This window comes from Aminobacter sp. Piv2-1, assembly GCF_037625995.1.
Classification (GTDB): domain Bacteria; phylum Pseudomonadota; class Alphaproteobacteria; order Rhizobiales; family Rhizobiaceae; genus Aminobacter.
Window position 1 is genome coordinate 53,674 of record NZ_JARKMU010000005.1, and the last position, 21,677, is coordinate 75,350.

Annotated in this window: 18 protein-coding genes and 1 riboswitch; of the genes, 11 read left to right on the forward strand and 7 right to left on the reverse strand. The window is 65.7% G+C overall.

The genetic code is table 11. The annotated features are described in order from the left end of the window. Positions 1-18: 18 nt before the first annotated feature. Positions 19-1,347, forward strand: coding sequence for a DNA polymerase IV (locus AmiPiv_RS10540; RefSeq protein WP_340037376.1), 1,329 nt, complete (start codon positions 19-21; stop codon positions 1,345-1,347). Between the two features lie 103 nt (positions 1,348-1,450). Here the strand turns inward: AmiPiv_RS10540 and AmiPiv_RS10545 are convergent, their stop codons facing one another. Beyond that, complete coding sequence (locus AmiPiv_RS10545) at positions 1,451-2,461, reverse strand: methyltransferase (RefSeq protein WP_340037377.1); 1,011 nt, start codon at positions 2,459-2,461, stop codon at positions 1,451-1,453. A 281-nt stretch (positions 2,462-2,742) separates the two neighbouring features. After that, positions 2,743-6,273 carry a DNA polymerase III subunit alpha gene (gene dnaE, locus AmiPiv_RS10550; RefSeq protein WP_340037378.1) on the reverse strand — a complete coding sequence of 1,177 codons (3,531 nt, stop codon included), beginning with the start codon at positions 6,271-6,273 and terminating at the stop codon, positions 2,743-2,745. 221 nt (positions 6,274-6,494) lie between these two features. Here dnaE and AmiPiv_RS10555 point away from each other — a divergent pair, with 221 nt between their 5' ends. Both AmiPiv_RS10555 and AmiPiv_RS10560 read left to right on the forward strand, forming a co-directional pair. Beyond that, on the forward strand, positions 6,495-7,622 hold the full coding sequence (locus tag AmiPiv_RS10555; protein ID WP_340037379.1) for an S-(hydroxymethyl)glutathione dehydrogenase/class III alcohol dehydrogenase: 1,128 nt from the start codon (positions 6,495-6,497) through the stop codon (positions 7,620-7,622). Beyond that, on the forward strand, positions 7,622-8,089 hold the full coding sequence (locus tag AmiPiv_RS10560) for a GNAT family N-acetyltransferase (RefSeq protein WP_340037380.1): 468 nt from the start codon (positions 7,622-7,624) through the stop codon (positions 8,087-8,089). The genes AmiPiv_RS10555 and AmiPiv_RS10560 overlap by 1 nt, the downstream gene beginning before the upstream one ends. Positions 8,090-8,102: 13 nt before the next feature. Here AmiPiv_RS10560 and AmiPiv_RS10565 read toward each other — a convergent pair whose 3' ends face one another. Beyond that, the gene (locus AmiPiv_RS10565) at positions 8,103-8,447 is read right to left on the reverse strand and encodes a cupin domain-containing protein (RefSeq protein WP_340037381.1); all 345 of its coding nucleotides are present in this window, start codon (positions 8,445-8,447) and stop codon (positions 8,103-8,105) included. A 65-nt stretch (positions 8,448-8,512) separates the two neighbouring features. Here AmiPiv_RS10565 and AmiPiv_RS10570 point away from each other — a divergent pair, with 65 nt between their 5' ends. From AmiPiv_RS10570 to gcvP, 7 genes are all read left to right on the forward strand, one after another. Next, positions 8,513-8,986: a YaiI/YqxD family protein gene (locus AmiPiv_RS10570; RefSeq protein ID WP_340037382.1), complete on the forward strand. Its 474-nt coding sequence runs from the start codon at positions 8,513-8,515 to the stop codon at positions 8,984-8,986. Beyond that, on the forward strand, positions 8,983-9,639 hold the full coding sequence (locus AmiPiv_RS10575) for a DUF1345 domain-containing protein (RefSeq protein WP_340037383.1): 657 nt from the start codon (positions 8,983-8,985) through the stop codon (positions 9,637-9,639). Before AmiPiv_RS10570 ends, AmiPiv_RS10575 begins: the two co-directional genes overlap by 4 nt. Before the next feature lie 112 nt (positions 9,640-9,751). Continuing rightward, entirely contained in the window at positions 9,752-10,618 is an 867-nt protein-coding gene (locus AmiPiv_RS10580) for a cytochrome b/b6 domain-containing protein (RefSeq protein ID WP_340037384.1), read from the forward strand. Position 10,619: 1 nt separating this feature from the next. Beyond that, a complete protein-coding gene (locus AmiPiv_RS10585) occupies positions 10,620-11,411 on the forward strand; it encodes a molybdopterin-binding protein (protein WP_340037385.1) in 792 nt (263 codons plus the stop codon). 129 nt (positions 11,412-11,540) lie between these two features. Then, positions 11,541-11,627, forward strand: a riboswitch (glycine riboswitch). 149 nt (positions 11,628-11,776) lie between these two features. Next, positions 11,777-12,877, forward strand: coding sequence for a glycine cleavage system aminomethyltransferase GcvT (gcvT, locus tag AmiPiv_RS10590; RefSeq protein ID WP_340037386.1), 1,101 nt, complete (start codon positions 11,777-11,779; stop codon positions 12,875-12,877). A gap of 5 nt (positions 12,878-12,882) precedes the next feature. Further along, entirely contained in the window at positions 12,883-13,251 is a 369-nt protein-coding gene (gcvH, locus tag AmiPiv_RS10595) for a glycine cleavage system protein GcvH (RefSeq protein WP_340037387.1), read from the forward strand. A gap of 13 nt (positions 13,252-13,264) precedes the next feature. Further along, positions 13,265-16,075 (forward strand): aminomethyl-transferring glycine dehydrogenase, encoded by a 2,811-nt coding sequence (gene gcvP / locus AmiPiv_RS10600; RefSeq protein ID WP_340037388.1) that lies wholly within the window; start codon positions 13,265-13,267, stop codon positions 16,073-16,075. Between the two features lie 102 nt (positions 16,076-16,177). Here gcvP and AmiPiv_RS10605 read toward each other — a convergent pair whose 3' ends face one another. Beyond that, positions 16,178-17,353 (reverse strand): GGDEF domain-containing protein, encoded by a 1,176-nt coding sequence (locus tag AmiPiv_RS10605; RefSeq protein ID WP_340037389.1) that lies wholly within the window; start codon positions 17,351-17,353, stop codon positions 16,178-16,180. Positions 17,354-17,610: 257 nt separating this feature from the next. Between AmiPiv_RS10605 and parE the strand changes: the two genes are divergently transcribed. Beyond that, on the forward strand, positions 17,611-19,671 hold the full coding sequence (parE, locus tag AmiPiv_RS10610) for a DNA topoisomerase IV subunit B (protein ID WP_340037728.1): 2,061 nt from the start codon (positions 17,611-17,613) through the stop codon (positions 19,669-19,671). 12 nt (positions 19,672-19,683) lie between these two features. Here parE and AmiPiv_RS10615 read toward each other — a convergent pair whose 3' ends face one another. The 3 genes from AmiPiv_RS10615 to AmiPiv_RS10625 are packed head-to-tail and all read right to left on the reverse strand — an operon-like array spanning position 19,684 to position 21,648. Beyond that, positions 19,684-20,148 (reverse strand): HEPN domain-containing protein, encoded by a 465-nt coding sequence (locus AmiPiv_RS10615; RefSeq protein WP_340037390.1) that lies wholly within the window; start codon positions 20,146-20,148, stop codon positions 19,684-19,686. Further along, complete coding sequence (locus AmiPiv_RS10620; RefSeq protein ID WP_340037391.1) at positions 20,141-20,476, reverse strand: nucleotidyltransferase domain-containing protein; 336 nt, start codon at positions 20,474-20,476, stop codon at positions 20,141-20,143. The genes AmiPiv_RS10615 and AmiPiv_RS10620 overlap by 8 nt, the downstream gene beginning before the upstream one ends. A gap of 50 nt (positions 20,477-20,526) precedes the next feature. Then, positions 20,527-21,648 (reverse strand): DUF2336 domain-containing protein, encoded by a 1,122-nt coding sequence (locus AmiPiv_RS10625; protein ID WP_340037392.1) that lies wholly within the window; start codon positions 21,646-21,648, stop codon positions 20,527-20,529. Positions 21,649-21,677: the final 29 nt, after the last annotated feature.

Here is a 21,677-nt window from a genome sequence, read left to right on the forward strand (position 1 = left end):
ATTCGATTTGTTCTCTTTATGTTCGCAGCGATGGCGATGCCTGTCAACGATCCCGGCCACGGTTTCTGCCGCGACTGCCTGAGCCTGCAGAAGGGCTCGGGACCGCGCTGCCATGCCTGCGGCAGCCCTCGCCTGCTGCGACATCCCGAGCTCTATCGACTGCACATCGCGCATGTCGATTGTGACGCCTTCTATGCCGCGGTGGAGAAGCGCGACAATCCCGAACTCAAGGACAAGCCGGTCATCATCGGCGGCGGCAAACGCGGCGTCGTCTCCACCGCCTGCTACATCGCCCGCATCCACGGCGTCCGCTCGGCGATGCCCATGTTCAAGGCGCTGGAAGCCTGTCCGGAGGCCGTCGTCATCAAGCCGGACATGGAGAAATATGTCCGGGTCGGCCGCGAGGTCCGGGCGATGATGCAGGCGCTGACCCCGCTGGTCGAGCCGCTGTCCATCGACGAGGCGTTTCTCGACCTCGCCGGCACGGAGCGGCTGCACGGCCAGCCGCCGGCGCTGGTGCTGGCCCGCTTCACCGCCGCCGTGGAAAAGGAAGTCGGCATCACCGTTTCGGCCGGACTTTCCTACTGCAAGTTCCTGGCGAAGATCGCTTCCGACTTCCGCAAGCCGCGCGGCTTTGCCGTCATCGGCGAGGCCGAGGCACCCGCGTTCCTGGCCCAGCAACCGGTGACGATGATCTGGGGCGTCGGCAAGGCATTTGCCGCCACGCTGGAACATGACGGCATCCGCAGCATCGGCCAGCTCCAGCGCATGGAACTCAACGAACTGATGCGGCGCTATGGCACCATGGGCAGCAGGCTCTATCACCTGTCGCGCGGCAAGGACGAGCGCAGGGTGTCGCCCGACCAGGAGGCGAAGAGCGTGTCGGCCGAGACCACCTTCGACACAGACCTCGCCTCCTCGGGCGACCTGGTCCCGGTGCTGCGGGCTCTGTCCGAAAAAGTCTCGGCGCGACTGAAGAAGGCGGGCATCGCCGGCCGCACCGTCGTGCTTAAGCTTAAGACCCAGGACTTCAAGCTCCGCACTCGCAACCGCCAGCTCGCCGACCCCACCCGGCTCGCCGACCGGATCTTCCAGACCGGGCTGCAGCTTCTGGAAAAGGAGACGGACGGCACGAAATACCGGCTGCTTGGAATCGGCGTCAGTGATCTTTCCGATGACGACAGGGCCGATCCTCCCGATCTCGTCGACCTCCAGGCGCGCAAGCGCGCGCTGGCCGAGGGCGCCATCGACGCCCTGCGCGACAAGTTCGGGCGCAGGGCCGTCGAGACGGGATACACGTTCGGCAAGGGCAGCAATGCGCACCCGCCGGAGCCCGTCGACGATTGATCAGCCCACAAGCCGGCTGCCCGGCGGAAATTCGGACATGGTGAACTTGGACCGAAAACCCCGCGTCGGTGGAGGTTGATCAGCCCCCAGCGTATCCAGCGCGTCAGGCAGGCTTGCCCTCGATGACGCTGATGCGCGGACCGGCGTCGATCGTCCTGGTCAACCTGAAGCCCGCGGCCCCGAACAGTCGCGCGAATTCCTCCTTTGTCCGCTCCTGTCCGCCGGGAACCGCCAGCATGTTGAGGTCGGCGAACTTGGCGCGCGCGCCTTCGTTCGGCGGCGCCAGCACCGCTTCCAGCACGACCAGCGTACCATCCGGCTCGATGGCGCGGCGGCAGCTCTTGAGGATCGCGATGGAGCGCTCGTCGTCCCAGTCGTGCAGGATCCACTTCATCACATGCGCGTCGGCGCCCTCGGGAACCGACACGAAGAAGTCGCCGCCAACCACCTCACAGCGATCGGCCACCGATGCCGACTGGAGCGTCGGGCCGGCTCCGCTAACCACGGTCGGCTGGTCGAACAGGATTCCTCGCTGCCGGGGATTGCGGGCGAGGATGGCCGCAATCAATGCGCCCTGCCCGCCGCCAACATCCATAACCACGTCGAAGCCACTGAAATCATAAGCGGAAAGCACGGCGGCGGCGACTGCAGGCACGAAGGACGACATCGCCTTGTCGAAGATCACTGATTCCTCGGGGTGGTCGATGCGGTACTGCCAGACACCCGTGCCATGCGCGCGCGCAAACGCATTCTCGCCGGTGCGGACGCTGTGCAGCAGGTCGGTCCAGGCATCCCGGTAGTAGGCTCGCCCCACCATCCGCGCCCAAGGTGCTACGGAGTGCTCGGCATCTGAGCGCAAGCCCGTCCCCAGTGCCGTCAGCGAAAACAGTCGACCTTCGCCCTCATGCAGCACGCCGATCGAGGCGAGTGCACGCAGGAGCCGGTAGAGCGATTGCGGGTGGGCGTCCGTCGCGGCGGCGAGTTCATCGCTCGAACGCGGCCCATTCGTGAGGTGATCGGCGATGCCAAGCGTCGCGGCGACGCAGATCGCCTGGGACACTTGGTACCCGTTGATCATCTGCATGAGGTCTGCTGCTGCCGCCTTCTCGTCCATGACGACGTCCCCGTTGGCTGGCCAGGCAAGGGGTCAAAATACCAGCAGCGGTTGGCCACCGCAATGAAGTGCAATTCGGGATACCTGGAGAAACATCCCTGCGGGCCGATCTGCTGATCAAGCTCGGCCGTTTGAAGGAGGCGATCGGCGAATTCGAGCGGGCGGCTGCGCTGACGCAGAACGAGCGAGAGCGGGCAATGCTGCTCGAGCGTGCTCGGGCTTGCCGGGGCGAACTAGTACGCAAGGGCACTGCCGCCAGTCGCTAGCCGACGTCCACGCGATTAGACCAGCTCGACCTCGACCACCCCCGGCACCGCGCGCATGGCCGAAGCGATGGACGGCGTGATGCGGTAGCGTTCGCGCAGCTCGATCTCGATCTCGCCCTGCGCCTCGCCCTTGAGCACGATGAAGCTGACCTCGCCCTCGCCGCGCACCGTCAGGTGGTTGGACAGCATGTTGAGTGGGGCTGCGTCGCGCACGAAGATGCGCAGCGTCTTCTGGACGCGGCTTGCCTCTTCCTCCAGCGACTGAACGGTCTGGATGCGCAGGTTGACGCCTTCGGGACGGTCCTCGGCGGCAACGGTGATGACCACAGATTTGCCCGGCTCACAGAAGTCACGGTACTGCGCCAGCGTTTCCGAGAACATCACCGCCTCGTACTGGCCCGAGACGTCGGAGAACTGGACGATGCCCATCTTGTTACCGGTCTTGGTCTTGCGCTCCTGCTTGGTCGTGACCGTGCCAGCCAGACGTCCGGCCGTCGCGCCGCGCTTCACGGCGGCGGCGAAATCCGCCCAGTTCTGGACGCGCATCTTCTCCAGCGCCACCTTGTACTCGTCGAGCGGGTGGGCCGAGAGGTAGAAGCCGACGACCTGGAACTCGCGGTGCAGCCGGTCGGCCGCGAGCCACGCATCGGTCTGCGGCAGGTGCAGCACCGGCGCCTGGCCGGAGAAGGCACTGCCGAAGATGTCCGACTGGCCGAGCGTCGCGTTCTCGTGAGCCAGAGACGCAAGGCCCATCATGCGTTCGAGGCCCGCCATCATGGCGGCGCGCTCATGGCCGAAGCAGTCGAGGGCACCCGCCATGATCAGGCTTTCGAAGACGCGCTTGCCGACGATCTTGGGGTCGATGCGCTCGCAGAAATCGGCGAGGCTGGCGAAGGGTTTCTCCTCGCGCTTGGCGACGATGTGCTGGACCGCCGCTTCGCCGACGCCCTTGATGGCAGCGAGCGAATAGAAGATCTTCTTCTCGCCCACCTCGAAGTCGCGATAGCTGGTCATCACCGACGGCGGCACGACCTCGATGCCGAGGCGCATGGCATCCTGGCGGAAGTCGTTCAGCTTGTCGGTGTTCGACATATCGTAGGTCATCGAGCCGGCGAGGAACTCGACCGGGTAATGCGCCTTGAGATAGGCGGTCTGGTACGAGACTATCGCGTAGGCCGCCGCGTGCGACTTGTTGAAGCCGTAGTCTGCGAACTTGGCGAGCAGGTCGAAGATGAAGTTGGCCTGCGGCTTGGCGACGCCACCCTGGATCGCGCCGGAGACGAAGCGCTCGCGCTGCTTGTCCATCTCGGCGCGGATCTTCTTGCCCATGGCGCGGCGCAGAAGGTCGGCTTCGCCGAGCGAGTAGCCTGACAGCACCTGCGCGATCTGCATGACCTGTTCCTGGTAGACGATGACGCCTTGGGTCTCCTTCACCAGATAGTCGATCTTGGGATGGATCGACTCGATCTCCTCCTCGCCGTGCTTGCGGGCGTTGTAGGTCGGGATGTTCTCCATCGGGCCGGGGCGGTAGAGCGCCACCAGCGCGATGATGTCCTCGATGCGGTCGGGCTTCATGCCGATCAGCGCCTTGCGCATGCCGGCACTTTCAACCTGGAAGATGCCGACCGTCTCGCCGCGCGACAGCATGGCGTAGGTCTCGGGATCGTCGAGCGGGATCAGCGCCAGGTCGATGTCGACGCCACGACGGCTGATGAACTGCACCGCCTTCTGCAGGACCGTCAGCGTCTTGAGGCCGAGGAAGTCGAACTTCACCAGCCCGGCCTGCTCGACATACTTCATGTTGAACTGGGTGACTGGCATGTCCGAGCGCGGGTCTCGATACATCGGCACCAGTTCCGACAGCGGGCGGTCGCCGATGACGATGCCGGCAGCGTGGGTCGAGGCGTGGCGGTACAGCCCCTCCAGCTTCTGGGCCATGTCGAGCAGCGTCTGCACGATCGGCTCGCGCTCGGCCTCCTCGGCAAAGCGCGGCTCGCCCTCGATGGCCTGCGCCAGCGTCACCGGATTGGCCGGGTTCTGCGGCACCATCTTGGTGAGCTTGTCGACCTGGCCGTAAGGCATCTGCAGTACGCGGCCGACATCGCGCAGCACGGCGCGCGCCTGCAGCGTTCCGAAGGTGATGATCTGGCCGACCTGGTCGCGTCCATATTTGGCCTGGACGTAGCGGATCACCTCCTCGCGCCGGTCCTGGCAGAAGTCGATGTCGAAGTCGGGCATCGACACGCGATCGGGGTTGAGGAAGCGCTCGAACAGCAGCGAGAAGCGCAGCGGATCGACGTCGGTGATGGTCAGCGCGTAGGCGACCAGCGAGCCCGCGCCCGAGCCGCGGCCCGGACCGACGGGAATGCCGTGGATCTTGGCCCATTTGATGAAGTCCGCGACGATCAGGAAGTAGCCGGGGAACTTCATGCGCTGGATGATGCCGATCTCGAATTCGAGACGCTCGCGATATTGCTCCTCGGTGAAGCCGGGATGGATGCCGCGCGTAGCGATGCGCTCGGCCAGGCCTTCACGCGCCTGCCGTGCCAGTTCGTCGCCCTCCGCCTGTTCGGCCGCTTCGGCATCTACGACGTCGGCGCCGGCGAAGCGCGGCAGGATCGGCTTGCGGTTCTGCGGAAAGTAGGAGCAGCGCCTGGCGATCTCCACGGTATTGTCGATCGCTTCGGGCAAATCGGCAAAAAGCTGCGACATCTCCTTCTGGGACTTGAGGAAATTGTCTGCCGTCAGGCGCCGTCGATTGTCCTCGGCGACCACCGATCCCTCGGCGATGGCAATCAGCGCGTCGTGGGCCTCGAAGTCGCCCCTAGCCGGGAAGAAGGCCTCGTTGGTGGCCACAAGCGGCAGGCGATGGCGGTAGGCAAGGTCGATTGTCGCAGCTTCAATGCCCCGGTCGTAGCCGGCCAGGCGCTCGACTTCGACATAGAGCCGGTCGCCGAAGATCGCCCGCAGGCCGAGCAGCCGGCTCTCCGCCAACGCCTGATGGTCATTCCTGATGGCCGCTCCGATCGGCCCGCGCGGGCCGCCGGTCAGGCAGATGATGCCGTCGGCAAGTGCCGCCACCCAATCGAGCTTGGCATGAATGGGCTCGCCGTTCGGGGTGTCCAGGTACATGCGGCTGACGATGCGGACAAGGTTGGCGTAGCCGTCCTCGGTCGCCGCGATCAGCACGATCGGGTAGAGTTCGAGCGCCTGCTTCCAGACGGGGCCGCGCTGGGCATTGTCGGCAGGCTCGGCGAAGTCGACGTCGACCTGGCAGCCGACGACAGGCTGCACGCCGTCCTTGGTCGCCTTCTGGGCGAATTCCAGGGCGCCGAACAGGTTGTTGCTGTCGGCGACAGCGATTGCAGGGGCCTCGTCCTTGACCGCGTGACCGACGATCTTGCCGAGCGGCAGCGCGCCTTCGAGCAACGAATAGGCTGAGTGGACGCGAAGATGAATGAAGGTTCGCGGCGAAGCCTCTGGTTTTGCTTCCGCTTTCAATGCCTCACGCTTCAGCGGATCGCGCGGCGGCCGTTCACTCGACATCGAATCGTCTGCCTTTCGGAGAATGTTTGCTGGCCATGTTCGGCCAGCCCGGCCGCGGTGTCCACCCGGCCCGGCGACGCACCGGCAGAGCCTTGTGGAATATCACCCCAATCGCCGCCTTGCGACCGCAAGGTGTCGCCTTGCCGGTTGATCGTCACGGCAAAACCTGAAACCTTGCAGCCAACATTTTTTCCTCTGATTACATGTGAAGGGACACCGCTATGAAAACCCGCGCCGCCGTTGCCGTTGGAGCAGGCAAGCCGCTCGAGATCATGGAGGTGGACCTCGAGGGTCCGCGCGAGGGCGAAGTGCTGGTCGAGATCAAGGCGACCGGCATCTGCCACACCGACGAGTTCACCCTGTCGGGCGCCGATCCCGAAGGCATCTTCCCGGCGATCCTCGGCCATGAGGGGGCCGGCGTCGTCGTCGACGTCGGCAAGGGCGTGACCTCGCTCAAGAAGGGCGACCACGTCATCCCGCTCTACACCCCCGAATGCCGCTCCTGCCCGTCGTGCCTGTCGCGGAAAACCAACCTCTGCACCGCGATCCGCTCGACGCAGGGCCAGGGCCTGATGCCCGACGGCTCGAGCCGCTTCTCGATCGGCAAGGACAAGATCTTCCACTACATGGGCTGCTCGACGTTTTCGAACTTCACCGTGCTGCCCGAGATCGCGCTCGCCAAGGTCAACCCGGACGCGCCCTTCGACAAGATCTGCTACATCGGCTGCGGCGTGACCACCGGCATTGGTGCGGTCATCAATACGGCACGCGTCGAGATCGGCTCGACCGCCATCGTCTTCGGCCTCGGCGGCATCGGCCTCAACGTCATCCAGGGCCTGCGCCTTGCAGGCGCCGACATGATCATCGGCGTCGACCTCAACAACGACAAGAAGGAATGGGGCGAACGCTTCGGCATGACCCACTTCGTCAACCCGAAGGAGGTCGACGGCGACATCGTTCCGTACCTGGTCAACCTGACCAAGCGCGGTGCCGACCAGATCGGCGGCGCCGACTACACCTTCGACTGCACCGGCAACGTCAAGGTCATGCGCCAGGCGCTCGAAGCCAGCCATCGCGGCTGGGGCGAGTCGATCGTCATCGGCGTGGCCGGTGCCGGCCAGGAGATCTCGACGCGGCCGTTCCAGCTGGTCACCGGCCGCACCTGGAAGGGCACCGCCTTCGGCGGCGCGCGCGGCCGCACCGACGTGCCGAAGATCGTCGACTGGTACATGGAGGGCAAGATCCAGATCGACCCGATGATCACCCACACGCTCAAGCTCGAGGACATCAACAAGGGCTTCGACCTCATGCATGCCGGCGAGAGCATCAGAAGCGTCGTGGTCTACTGATGAGCGCAATCGCATACGAGGTCGACGTCAGGAGCCTGGACGAGCTGTCTCCGCGCGACCTCTATGCGATGCTGAAGATGCGCATCGACGTCTTCGTCGTCGAGCAGAAATGCGCATTCCCTGAACTGGACGGCAAGGATCCCGAGGCCCTGCACCTCAGGCTGCTCGCCGGCAAAGAACTGCTGGCGAGCACGCGCATCATCGCGCCCGAGGGCAAGGACGATCCGGCCTATATCGGCCGGGTCGTGGTGTCGCCCGACCATCGCGGCAAGCGGCTCGGCGACAAGGTGATGGCGGAATCCATCGCCACCTGCGAGCGGCTGTTTCCAGGCCGGCCGATCGCGCTCTCGGCACAGAGCCATCTCGAGAAGTTCTACGCCTCCTTCGGCTTCGAGACCGTGTCGGAGGAATATCTCGAAGACGACATCCCCCACATCGACATGCTCAGGCCGGCCTCCGTCGCCTAGCAGTCGCGCAGGTTCATTCCAGCCAGGTCGTGTCGAAGGCACCAGCCACATGCAAATCCGTCGTTTCGAGGCGGCCGGGACCGAGATTGCTGAACTTGTGCGACGTGTTCGCCGGCGCGACCAGTATCTGCCCGGCTTCCGCCTCGATCGTCGCATCGCCCACGGTGAACAAGGCCCGCCCGACGCGGACGATGAAGACCTCCGGATACGGATGGCTATGCAGCTTCGGACCACCGCCAACTTTGTCGGTGGTGAAGAACACGACAGAGACGTCGGCTCCGTAGGCGCCGCCCTGAAATTCCCCGTGCCAGGCATCGGGCCTTTCGGCCCATTGTTCGCGATTGATCAGATGTGCCATGGTCGGCCTCCATTCGACGCGCTCGACCATAGCCAAAGACGCCTTTTCCCGGAACCGTGCCTGAAATGACCGACAACAAGCCCGTCATCTACGTCGACGCCGACGCATGCCCCGTGAAGGACGAGGTGGTGAAGGTCGGCGAGCGGCTGGACCTTGTCGTCACCTTCGTTTCCAACGGCGGGCTGAGGCCGTCGCGCGATCCGATGATCCGCAACGTCGTGGTATCGAAAGGCGCGGATGCCGCCGACGACTGGATCGTCGAGAATGCCAGGGCCAACGACATCGTCGTCACGGCCGACATCCCGCTCGCCGCACGCACCGTCGCCCTCGGCGCCCATGTGCTGGGCCCGACCGGCAGACCGTTCACGCCGGAGACCATCGGCATGGCGGTGGCGATGCGCGACCTCAAGCAGCACCTGCGCGAAACCGGCGAGAGCAAGGGCTACAATGCCGGCTTCACGCCTCAGGACCGCTCGCGCTTCCTCGGCGCGCTCGACCAGACGGCGCGGCGCGCGATCCGCGGGGCACAGGGCGGATGAAGCCGTTCGGGCGCCATTTCGTCTTCAAGATCAGCGCCGCCATCGGCCTGGCGGCACTTGCGGTCGCCTGGGCGCTCGATCAGCCGCTGGCCTTCGCCATCAGCGCGAATGCCTTCTTCATCGTCTATGCCGCCTTGGTGCTGCGCGAGATGCCCGCATTGAGCGCCGACTACCTGAGCCGGCGCGCCCAGGAGACAGACGAGCCCGTCGCAATCATCTTCCTGGTCACCGTCGCCATCATCGGCGCTGCGGTCGGCTCGCTTTTCATGCTGATCAACGGCCGCGAGGCCGCGGGCGCGATCCCGCTCGCCTTCTCGCTGCTGTCGCTACCGCTGGGCTGGTTCACCCTCCACGCCATGACGGCACTGCACTATGCCCATCTCTACTGGAAAGGCGACGGAAGCGATGAAACGGATTCCGTTCCGGGCCATAAGCCCATGGGCGGATTGATCTTTCCCGAAACGGGCCAGCCCTGCGGCTGGGATTTCCTCTACTTCTCCGTGGTCATCGGCATGACCGCCCAGACGGCCGACACCAACGTCTCTTCGACGCCGATGCGCCGGGCGGTCCTGGTCCATTCCATCGTGTCGTTCTTCTTCAACACCATCATCGTCGCGGCTGCCGTCAATCTCGTGGTGTCGCTCGCAAACTGAGCGGCTTCACGCCCATTTCGTCGCAGCTTCGAAACCTCCGGCAACCGCCGCCCGTATCTTGGCCAACATCGCAACGCCGACCCCTTCGGCGAAACAATGAGAGGCCGGTGGCATGGACGGGCAAGCAGACGTGGCAATCGACGAGACCTCTCCGCGCGGCGAGCTCGTCTATCGCCAGACGCGCTGGACGCGCGCCACCCACTGGGTCTGGGCCCTCAGCCTGTTCTTCCTGCTGCTCAGCGGGCTGCAGATCTTCAACGCCCACCCGGCGCTCTACATCGGCCGGCAATCGGGCTTCCAGTTCGACAACAGCGTCTTGACCATCGGTTCCGACTATTATCAAGCTCAGCCAATCGGTTACACCGAGATATTCGGACACAGATTCACCACCACGGGGGTGTTTGGGCTGTCCGGGCCCGAGGACAATCTGCGCGCCCGCGCCTTCCCGTCCTGGGCCACGATCCCGTCGGGCCAGGATCTAGCCACCGGCCGCGTCGTCCACTTCTTCTTCGCCTGGCTGCTGACCGCGACGCTTGCCGCCTGGCTCGCCGCCAGCCTGTGGAACGGCCACCTGCGCCGCGACCTCGCCCCCACGTCCGACGATCTCAAGAGGCTGCCGCGCGACATAGCCGACCACGCGAGGCTGAAGTTCCACCACGGCCGCGACTACAACACGCTGCAGAAGCTCGCCTATGGCAGTGTGCTGTTCGTTCTCCTGCCGCTGATGATCGTCACCGGGCTCGCCATGTCGCCGAGCATGAATGCCGCGATCCCCTTCCTCACCGACATGCTGGGCGGGCGGCAGACGGCGCGCACCATCCACTTTGCCACCATGCTGCTGCTGGTCGCCTTCTTCGTCGTCCACATGCTGATGATCCTTGCGGCGGGCCCGATCAACGAACTGCGTTCGATCGTCACCGGCTGGTATCGCGCCGACCCGCCGAAATCCGAGGCCAACACCTGCGACAGGAGCGCCTGACATGCCGAAGTTCCAGCTCACCCGCCGTCGCTTCCTGACGGCGGCATCGCTCGGCCTGTCCGGCCTTGCCCTCTCCGGCTGCGACGCCTTCGACTTCCTCCAGGATCGCGACGATCGCGTCCGCAACTTCCTCGAAGGCGCCAACGACCTCACCTACCGCGCGCAACGGCTGCTCGCGGGCCGCGACAGCCTGGCCCAGGAATATTCCGAGGCCGACATCCGACAGCCGCAGCGCCCAAACGGCGTCACCGCGCCCGACGACGAGACCTACAAGTCGCTGCTCGCCAACGACTTCGCCGACTGGCGGCTGGAGGTGACGGGTCTGGTCGAAAGGCCGCTGTCGCTGACCAGGCACCAGTTGATGAACATGCCGGCGCGCACCCAGATCACCCGCCACGACTGCGTCGAGGGCTGGAGCTGCATCGCCAAATGGACGGGTGTGCCGCTGGCGCTGGTGCTCGACGCCGCGGTGGTCAGGCCAACCGCACGCTATGTCGTGTTCCGCTGCCTCGACACCATCGAGAACAGCCTTTCGGGCGAGGTCAAATATTACGGTTCCATCGACCTGATCGACGCCCGCCACCCGCAGACTATCCTGGCCTACGCGGTCAACGGCAAGCCGCTGCCGGTCGAGAACGGCGCGCCGCTGCGCGCCCGCGTCGAACGCCAGCTCGGCTACAAGATGCCGAAATATCTCAAGGGCATCGAGCTGGTCGACAGCTTCGGCGCCATGGGCCTCGGCAAGGGCGGCTACTGGGAAGATCGCGGCTATGACTGGTATGGCGGCATCTGATTCGTCAGCATGGACTACCCGAACGGGTAGACCATGCACCGTTCGGTCAGGTGAATAAGCACTGCGCGGACAGGTGACAAAGTGTCGTCGTTGGGATATTGACGACTCGTCTGGGGCCTTTGCGGGCTCCACCTGTTTGCGGGAGAGAGCAGCGAAAGCTGACGCCGAAGGGGAAATCGCCCGAAATCTCTCAGGCAAAAGAACCGTAAACAGGAAGGACACTCTGGAAAGTCGGGACTTCGATCCCGCGCCGAAGGTGTAAGCGCTGCCGACAGAGTTCCGGGGCGCGAGTCTCTCAGGCTTCAGACAGAGGGGCACGGAATGGCTGCCACAAGCGGCTGGACACGTGCGACTCTGGAGAAGACATGACGAGCGACACCGCCCACCAACTCCCCCTTGCAGACCTGCATGCAGCCGCCGGCGCGCGCTTTGGCGCATTCGCCGGCTGGAACATGCCGCTGACCTACCCGGCCGGCGTGATGAAGGAGCACCTTCACACCCGCGAGCATGTCGGCCTGTTCGACATCTCCCACATGAAGCTGTTCCTGGTCACCGGACCGGGCGCGGCGGACCTTATCAACCGCGCCTGCCCGCTCGACGCCCGCGCCCTCGAGTTCCGTCAGTCGAAGTACACGTTCTTCCTGACCGGAATGGCCGGCATCATCGACGACCTGATCATCACCCGGCTCGGCGACGAGCGCTTCATGGTGGTGGCCAATGCCGGCAACGCCGCGACCGACGAGGCGCATCTGCGGGCGCTGGCCGAGGACTACGACGCAAAGATCGAGCCGCTCGACCGCGTGTTCCTGGCGATCCAGGGACCGGAAGCGGCCGCCGTCCTGGCCAAGGCAGGCATCGCCACCGACGAGCTGTTCTTCATGCAGGGCTTCGAGCCGCGCGCCAACTGGTTCATGAGCCGCTCGGGCTATACCGGCGAGGACGGTTTCGAGATCGGCCTGCCGGAAGCCGATGCCCGCGAACTCGTTGGCAAGCTGCTTGCCGACGAACGCGCCATGTGGATCGGGCTCGCCGCGCGCGACAGCCTGCGCCTCGAGGCGGGCCTTTGCCTGCACGGCAACGACATCACCCCCGACAACGACCCGGCCAGCGCCGGCCTGATGTGGGCGATCCCCAAGGACCTGCGCGCGGATGGCAGGTTCACCGGCCGCGCCGCTCTGGCAAGGATCCTCGCCGATGGCCCCAGGGAAAAGCGTGTCGGCCTGAAGCCGGAGGGCCGCCAGCCGGTGCGCTCGGGCGCCGAACTCTTCGATGCCGATGGCAAGCCCGCCGGTCGGGTCACCTCCGGCGGCTTCGGCCCCTCGGCCGGCTTCCCCGTCGCCATGGGCTATGTTTCGGCCCCGCTGGCCAAGACCGGCACCCGCCTCTTCGCCGACGTGCGCGGTACCAAGGTGCCTGTCGACGTCCACGCCCTTCCCTTCACGCAGCATCGCTACCGCAAAGGATGATTTCCATGACCAAGACCTATTTCACCGAAGATCACGAGTGGATCCGCGTCGAGGGCGACATCGCCACCGTCGGCATCACCGACTACGCCCAGGAACAGCTCGGCGACCTGGTGTTCGTCGAACTGCCGGAAGCCGGCCGCAAGCTCGCCAAGGGCGACGTCGCGGTGGTCGTCGAATCCGTCAAGGCCGCGTCGGACGTCTACGCTCCGGTCGACGGCGACATCACCGAGGCCAACGGCGCGCTGTCGGGCGACCCCGCGCTGGTCAACAACTCGGCCACCGGCGACGGCTGGCTCTGGAAGATGAAGCTGGCGAACGCTTCCCAACTCGATGGCCTCATGGACGAGGCCGGCTACAAGGCCCATATCGGCTGACAGGACCACTGAGATGACCGCTGCACCCTATCCTTTTTCCGCCCGCCACATCGGGCCCAGCGCGACAGGCACCCGCGCCATGCTCGCCGCCATCGGCGTGCCCTCGGTGGAAACGCTGATCTCCCAGGCCGTGCCGAAGTCGATCCGGCTCGACCGCGCGCTGAACCTGCCTGCGCCTGCAGCCGAGCATGAAGCGCTCGCCGAGCTCGGCGAGAAAATGGGCCGCAACAAGCTGCTGAAGAGCTTCATCGGCGCCGGCTATCACGGCGTCAACGTGCCGCCGGTCATCCAGCGCAACCTGTTCGAGAACCCGGCCTGGTACACCGCCTATACGCCCTACCAGGCCGAAATCAGCCAGGGCCGCCTGGAACTGCTGTTCCACTTCCAGACGCTGGTCGCCGAACTCACCGGCCTGCCGGTGGCGTCCGCTTCGCTGCTCGACGAGGCGACCGCCGTGGCCGAGGCCGTCGGCATCGCGCTCCGCCACCACCGCGACAAGCGCAGCCGCGTGGCGCTCGCGGGCGTGCCGCATCCGCAGACGCTCGACGTCGTGCGCACCCGCGCCGAGCCGCTGGGCACCGAGATCGACGGCGAGACCATCGACGACAACACGGCAGCCCTGATCGTCTCCTGGCCCGACACCAACGGCGTCTATGGCGACCACAAGGCGGCGATCGAGAAGGCCAGGGCCGTCGGCGCCATCGTCATCTTCGCCTCCGATCCGCTCAGCCTGACCGTCACCGATACGCCCGCCAGCCTCGGCGCCGACATCGCGGTCGGCTCGATGCAGCGCTTCGGCGTGCCGATGGGCTTCGGCGGCCCGCACGCCGCCTATTGCGCCGTCTCCGACAAGCTGACCCGCCTGATGCCGGGCCGCCTCGTCGGCCAGTCGGTCGACAGCAAGGGCCGTCCCGGCTATCGCCTGGCGCTGCAGACGCGCGAACAGCACATCCGCCGCGACAAGGCGACGTCGAACATCTGCACGGCACAGGCCCTGCTCGCCAACATGGCGGCGTCCTTCGCCATCTGGCACGGCCCGGCCGGCCTGCAGGCGATCGCCGAGCGCGTCCATGGTCTTGCCGCCCGCCTGGCGGAAGGCCTGAAGGCCGCCGGCGTGACCGTCTCGGGCACCCAGCGCTTCGACACCGTCACGGTTGAAGCCAAGGGCAGGGCCGAGGCGATTGCAGTAGAGGCCGAGAAGATCGGCCGCCTGCTGCGCGTCATCGACGCCGACCACGTGTCGGTCGCCTTCGACGAGACCTCGGCCGAGGCCGACCTCGACGCCGTTGCCGCCCTGTTTGGCGCCAAGGCTCCGAAGGAGGCCAAGCGCGCCCTGCCCGGCAAGCCGCGCGGCAAGGACTTCCTGACCCAGCCGGTGTTCCACGAGAACCGCTCGGAAACGGAAATGATGCGCTTCCTGCGCCGGCTCGCCGACAAGGACCTGGCGCTCGACCGCGCCATGATCCCGCTCGGCTCCTGCACCATGAAGCTCAATGCCGCAGCCGAAATGATGCCTGTCAGCTGGCCGACGGTCGCGAACCTGCATCCCTTCGCGCCGACCAGCCACTCGCTTGGCTATCGCGCGATGACCGACGACCTCGAGGCATGGCTGTGCGAGATCACCGGCTTCGATGCGGTGAGCCTGCAGCCGAACGCCGGCAGCCAGGGCGAATATGCCGGCCTGCTGGCGATCCGCCGCTATCACCACTCGCGTGGCGAGACGCAGCGCAACATCTGCCTGATCCCGTCCTCGGCGCATGGCACCAACCCGGCAAGTGCGGCCATGGCCGGCATGGAAGTGGTTGTCGTGCACTGCCTCGAAGACGGCGACATCGATGTCACCGACCTCAAGGTGAAGGCCGAGCAGCACGCCGACAAGCTTGCGGCGCTGATGTTCACCTATCCGTCGACGCACGGCGTGTTCGAGGAAGGCGCGCGCGACATCTGCGAAATCGTCCATGCGCATGGCGGCCAGGTGTATTTCGACGGCGCCAACCTGAACGCGATGGTCGGGCTCGCCCGGCCGGCCGACATCGGCGCCGACGTCTGCCACATGAACCTGCACAAGACGTTCTGCATCCCGCATGGCGGCGGCGGCCCCGGCGTCGGCCCGATCGGCGTGAAGGCGCATCTCGCGCCCTTCGTGCCGGGCCATGTCGAGGCCGGCAGCAGCCACGCCGTCTCGGCGGCCCCCTTCGGCAGCGCCTCGATCCTGCCGATCACCTGGATGTACATCCGGATGATGGGCGCGTCGGGCCTCAAGCAGGCCACCGAGCAGGCGATCCTCAACGCCAACTACATCGCGACCAGGCTCGAAGCGCACTATCCGGTGCTGTTCAAGGGCAGGAACGGCCGCGTGGCGCATGAGTGCATCCTCGACACGCGCGTGCTCAAGGAGCGCGCCGGCATCTCGGTCGAGGACGTTGCCAAGCGCCTGATCGACTATGGCTTCCATGCCCCGACCATGTCGTGGCCGGTGGCCGGCACGCTGATGGTCGAGCCGACGGAGTCCGAGCCGAAGCGCGAGATCGACCGCTTCTGCGAGGCCATGGCGGCGATCGCGGCCGAGGCTGCCAAGGTCGAAAGGGGCGAGTGGCCGAAGGACGACAATCCGCTGGTCAACGCCCCGCACACCGCAACCGAGACGCTTGCCGGCGAGTGGAAGCATCCCTACTCCCGCCTCGAAGCGGCCTATCCGGGCGGCCACCCCGACACCACGGCCAAGTACTGGCCGCCGGTGTCGCGCATCGACAACGTCGCCGGCGACCGCAACCTGGTCTGCTCGTGCCCGCCACTGACGGAATATCTCGGCGCCGCCGAGTAGTCCCGACTGACGAACGCTCTCATCGGCGGCGCACCTCACGGGCGCCGCCGATCTGCTTCAGCCCGTTGGCCGCGAGCGAAGCAGCCCTCGCCTCCTCAAGGCTTACGCAAAGAGTAGCTCGGGCTCGCGGAACCTCGCGTCGCCCACTGCATCGGCCGTGGCAACGCGGTTTCGCCCCGCCCGCTTGGCGGCATAAAGTGCCGCATCGGCGGCGAGCAGCATCTGCTCGAGCGTCATCGCGTGCTCGTCGCCGAAGCAGATGCCGACGCTGACCGTGCTGCGCAGCGGCCCGAGCTTGGTGACGACTATCTCTGCGCCAAAGGCAGCACCGATCGTGCACAGGATTTCATGCGCATCGAGCGGGGGAATACCTGACATGACGACTGCAAACTCCTCGCCGCCCAATCGAAAGCCCTCGGCGCCATCCCGGGCATGTTTCCTGACCACGTCGGCGAAACGCTGCAGGACTGTGTCGCCGACAGCATGACCGAACAGGTCGTTCGTCCCTTTGAAATGATCGAGGTCGAACATGGCGAGCGCCATCCTGGGGCCGAAGCGGGTATTGCCGTGGAACATCGTCAGCGCCCGGCGGTTCAGCAGCCCGGTCAGCGGGTCGGTCAACGTCTGCGCCGTCAGCTGCCGCTGGGTGCGCAGATGATGCAGCGAGATGGTCAGCGCGCCGAGCGCGGTCATGCAGGCGACCACGACTGCCGTGTTCAAGTCTTCGGCCCAATTCCTGGGAACGGTGCCCAGCGACCACTGCCCGTTGACCACCAGAACCAAGGCGCAGAGCGCAAAGGAGATTGCCGCGCTGCCCGAAAGCATGGTGACCGCGGCGAGGATGCGCCGGTCATACTCGCCGGCAGCCCAGAACATGGAAGCGGTCACCACCAGCAGCGCCGTGACGGTGGAATAGGCGAGCACGAAGCCCAGGCCGTCGTAGCCGACGGCGGTCACCGACGTAATCAGCACGGTCACCGCCAGCACGGGCGCCGCGACCACCCTGTGCCAGTTGCGATCGAGATACTGCGCAGTCGAGCACAGGATCACGAAGAAGCCGGCCACCAGCAGTAACAGGGTCAATTGGCCGAGCCATGGCGCGGCGTTGCGGCCATATTGCCAAAATGCGATGACATGGAGGACGAGAAGTAGTATCCCCGCCGCCATCGTGAAGACGAAACGGGCCTGGCGCGCGGTCAGCCAGATGGCAAGCAGCGTTCCGCTCAGACAGGCGCCGGACAGGGCCGTCGCGAGCAAAAGGGAACCGAAGTCGAGCACGGGGGCCCCGCTTTCCTGATTGTCCGATTGTTCGAGCAGCAGTTATCGAGCGTTTTGCCCTTGGGGCAACCGCATAAGGCTGCATCCATCATCGTCGCACAGGGGCGAGTTCGGATAGCGTTTACAAATCGTTGCGCTCGACGTGCCCGACGCGGCATATCGGGCGCGGCACACGAACAGAACCGGAACTGTTGCCGGACCGGCAAAACTGGCAAACTCGACAAAGTGATTCGCAGCGCGGAAAAACCGTATTGAGCATGGACGACAACAGCGACCTTTTCGGCAATCTCGACAAGCAGCCCGCCCGCCCCGCCACCCGTCCGGCCGACCCACTGGTCCAGGCCGTGGCTGCGGCCAAGCGTCCGGCGCCGGCGAAGGATGGAAGCGAAGGCTACAGCGCTGCCGACATCGAGGTCCTGGAGGGGCTCGAGCCCGTCCGGCGTCGTCCCGGCATGTATATCGGCGGCACCGACGAGAAGGCGCTGCACCACCTCTTCGCCGAAGTCATCGACAACTCGATGGACGAGGCTGTGGCAGGCCATGCCACCTTCATCGACGTAGAACTCGATGCCGAAGGCTTCCTGACCGTCACCGACAACGGCCGCGGCATTCCCGTCGATCCGCACCCCAAGTTCAAGAACAAGTCGGCGCTCGAAGTGATCATGACGACGCTGCATGCCGGCGGCAAGTTCGACTCCAAGGTCTATGAGACCTCGGGCGGCCTGCATGGCGTCGGCGTGTCCGTGGTCAACGCGCTGTCGGACCAGCTCGAGGTCGAGGTGGCGCGCGGGCGCCAGCTCTTCCGCCAGCGCTTTTCGCGCGGCATCCCCCAGGGCGGGCTCGAAAGCCTCGGCGACGTGCACAACCGGCGCGGCACCAAGGTCCGCTTCCATCCCGACCCCGACATCTTCGGCAAGGGCGCGCATTTCCTGCCGGCCCGCATCTACAGGATGGCGCGGTCCAAGGCCTACCTGTTCGGCGGCGTCGAAATCCGCTGGAGCTGCGATCCCTCGCTCATCAAGGAGAAGGACGAAACGCCGACCAAGGCCGTCTTCCACTTCCCCGGCGGCCTCGGCGACTATCTCAAGGCCTCGCTCGGCGACGAGATGCAGGTCACGCGCGAGATCTTCGCCGGCAAGAGCGAGAAGCAGGGCGGCCACGGCTCGCTCGAATGGGCAGTCACCTGGTACGGCGGCGACGGCTTCATCAACTCCTACTGCAACACCATCCCGACCGGCGACGGCGGCACCCACGAGATGGGGTTCCGCAACGTGCTGACGCGGGGCTTGCGCGCCTATGCCGATCTCGTCGGCAACAAGCGCGCCTCGATCGTCACCTCAGAGGACGTGATGATCTCGGCCGCCGGCATGCTGTCGGTGTTCATCCGCGAGCCCGAATTCGTCGGCCAGACCAAGGACAAGCTGGCGACCGTGGAGGCCATGCGCATCGTCGAGACGGCGCTTCGCGATCCATTCGACCACTGGCTCGCCGACAACCCGCAGGAAGCCTCCAAGCTGCTCGACTGGGTGATCGCGCGCGCCGACGAGCGCGTGCGGCGTCGCCAGGAAAAGGAAGTGTCGCGCAAGAGCGCGGTGCGCAAGCTGCGCCTGCCCGGCAAGCTGGCCGATTGCACCCAGAACGCGGCCGCCGGCGCCGAACTCTTCATCGTCGAGGGCGACTCGGCAGGCGGCTCGGCCAAGCAGGCGCGCGACCGCTCGATGCAGGCGATCCTGCCGCTGCGCGGCAAGATCCTCAACGTCGCCAGCGCCGGCAACGACAAGCTGGCCTCGAACCAGCTGATCGGCGACCTGATCCAGGCGCTGGGCTGCGGCACGCGGTCGAAATACCGCGAGGAGGACCTTCGCTACGACCGCGTCATCATCATGACCGACGCCGACGTCGACGGCGCACACATCGCTTCGCTGCTCATCACCTTCTTCTACCAGGAGATGCCGCAGCTCGTCCGTGGCGGCCATCTCTACATGGCGGTGCCGCCGCTCTACTCGATCCGCCAGGGCGGCAAGGTCGCCTATGCCCGCAACGACGCCCACAAGGACGAGTTGATGCGCACCGAGTTCACCGGCCGTGGCAAGATCGAGATCGGCCGCTTCAAGGGCCTGGGCGAGATGATGGCCTCGCAGCTCAAGGAAACGACGATGGACCCGAAGAAGCGCACGCTGCTGCGCGTCGAGGTCATCGACGACGAGGAGGAGACCAAGGTTGCCGTCGACTCGCTGATGGGAACCAAGCCGGAAGCCCGCTTCCGCTTCATCCAGGAACGTGCCGAGTTCGCCCAGTCGGAAGCGCTGGACATCTAGCGCTAGCTGCGCCTAGGGTCTCCCCGCCTTGGGTTTTCGCATCGGCAGAATTGAGGTTGCGGATGAACCGTCGCTGTTCAATTCGACACCGAAATGAACGACCACGCGTTCCAGCAGGCGCGCCAATGCGTCCAATGCTTGGCCCAGTCTTTCTGCGCTCGGCGTCTTGGGTATCTGGCCAGATGGTGACGTGTATCGAAAGGTCGTGGCGTAGGCTTCCAGCCAGACCAGGCCGTTCAAGGCTTCTTTCTCCGGATGGTCGTCGGGGAGCCTGCGGATCACCTTGTCCAGTTGATGTGCGTCATGCCTCTCGATGTGGAGGCCTTCGGAGGTCGCCAGCGACCTGACGATTTGCTCCAGGCACTGCTCGGCAAGATAGGCCGCATTTCGCGAACCACTCTGCGCAAGGGTACGCGCGTCTGCCAGGCAGCCACTCGCCAGCCTCAGACCATTTGCGATTGTCTTGGCTTCAATCATCCAGGCGGCGACCATCGCGCGCCAGCGCGTAGCCAAGTGTATTGGGAGAGCCCCAGCTCGCCTCCAGATCGTCCGCGAGCGTGAAAACCACGGTCGCCGGAATGCCGAACTCCCGCTGAATAGACCACCCTACCAAGGGGTCGAGCAGATTCTCATCGGCATCGTTGGGAAGTGCTACGAGTATGTCCCAATCGCTATCCTCGCGATTGTCCCCTCGTGCCCGGCTGCCGAACAGCCAAATGGACTCCGGCGAAAACCGCCCTCTGATGGCATCGACCAGGGGCTTTATTCCTTCGGGCGTATTCGTGGTTCGGGCCGCGTGGCGCATGATCGAAGGATAGAGCGGTTCCTATGCGCGCACAATCCGGGAGGCCTTGGCTAGGCCGCGGCGATCGCAAAGGCGTGGCCGCGGGCGTTCTCGCGCAAGGCGTCGAGGTGGATGGACTTCACCAGGCCGGCCAGCTCGCCCTCGGCGGACTGCCCGCCAAGCTCCCTGAGCATCAGCCAGCTGACTTCCTGGGCGCCGGCGACCCGGCGTCCGTTCGCCACTTCGCGCCAGACCTTCAGCGCCCGCAGGATGATGGCGTGGGTTGCGTCGGCCAACCCGGCCGCCCGCAACAGCGCAGCCAATGCCAGGTCCTGGCCGGTCGCAAGCAGCGCCCTCACCCGCAGCTGGTCGCGGCCGGTCAGCACCACCAGCGCCGCGCCGAAGAAATCCACCTTGCCGTGCGCAAGGACGCGAATGATGAAGCTCGTCGTCAGGTCGCCACGCAGCCTCAGATGTTCGACCAGGGCGACATGCTCTTCGGCACGCGTGGTCTCGACGATGCCGAGAGAAGCCTTGATGCAGGCTTCGCGCGTGACGCGCTCCGCGCGGACGGCACCGATCGACGCCATGACGAGCGGCGAGGCTTTCAGTGCCTCGCCCAGCCTGACCAGGAGCAGATGCCGGCAATCGGAAGGCAGGCGCGGGTCGGCGACGAGCGCCTCGCGCAGCCGCGCGTCATGACCATGACGCTCGGCAATCCGCCGGAAACTCAGGGCCGCGATGTCGGCCCCATAGTTGCCGACGAGCACCGCGCAGGCTTCCGCCTCGCCGACTTCGGCCAGAGCCGCGGCAAGCGCCATGGACACGACCGGCCGGTCGGCGATGATCTTCTGAACCGCGAGCGGGCCCGACGCGACGCGGTCGATCAGGTCCGCGTCCGTGAGCAAGGGCGAGCGCGCCAGCACGAGTGCTGCGACTTCCGGCTGGTCCGAGGCCAATGCGGCAATCACCTGGATCGGCGCGTTGATGCTCATCGACATCGCTTCCGCCAAGGCCTGTCGCACCTTGGGCGAAGGGTCGTCGAGCAGGAAAGTCAGGGCTGCCTCGGCGGAACAGCGGTCCTCGAAGGGCAGCTCCCGGGTGACATAGGCCGTCGCGAGTGCGGCGGCCGCCGCCGCGCGCTCATCCACCCTCGCAGTCTCGATCCACCTCAGGAAATGCGAGACAACCATCCGCCTTCGTCCCCGGCAACTTGCACCAA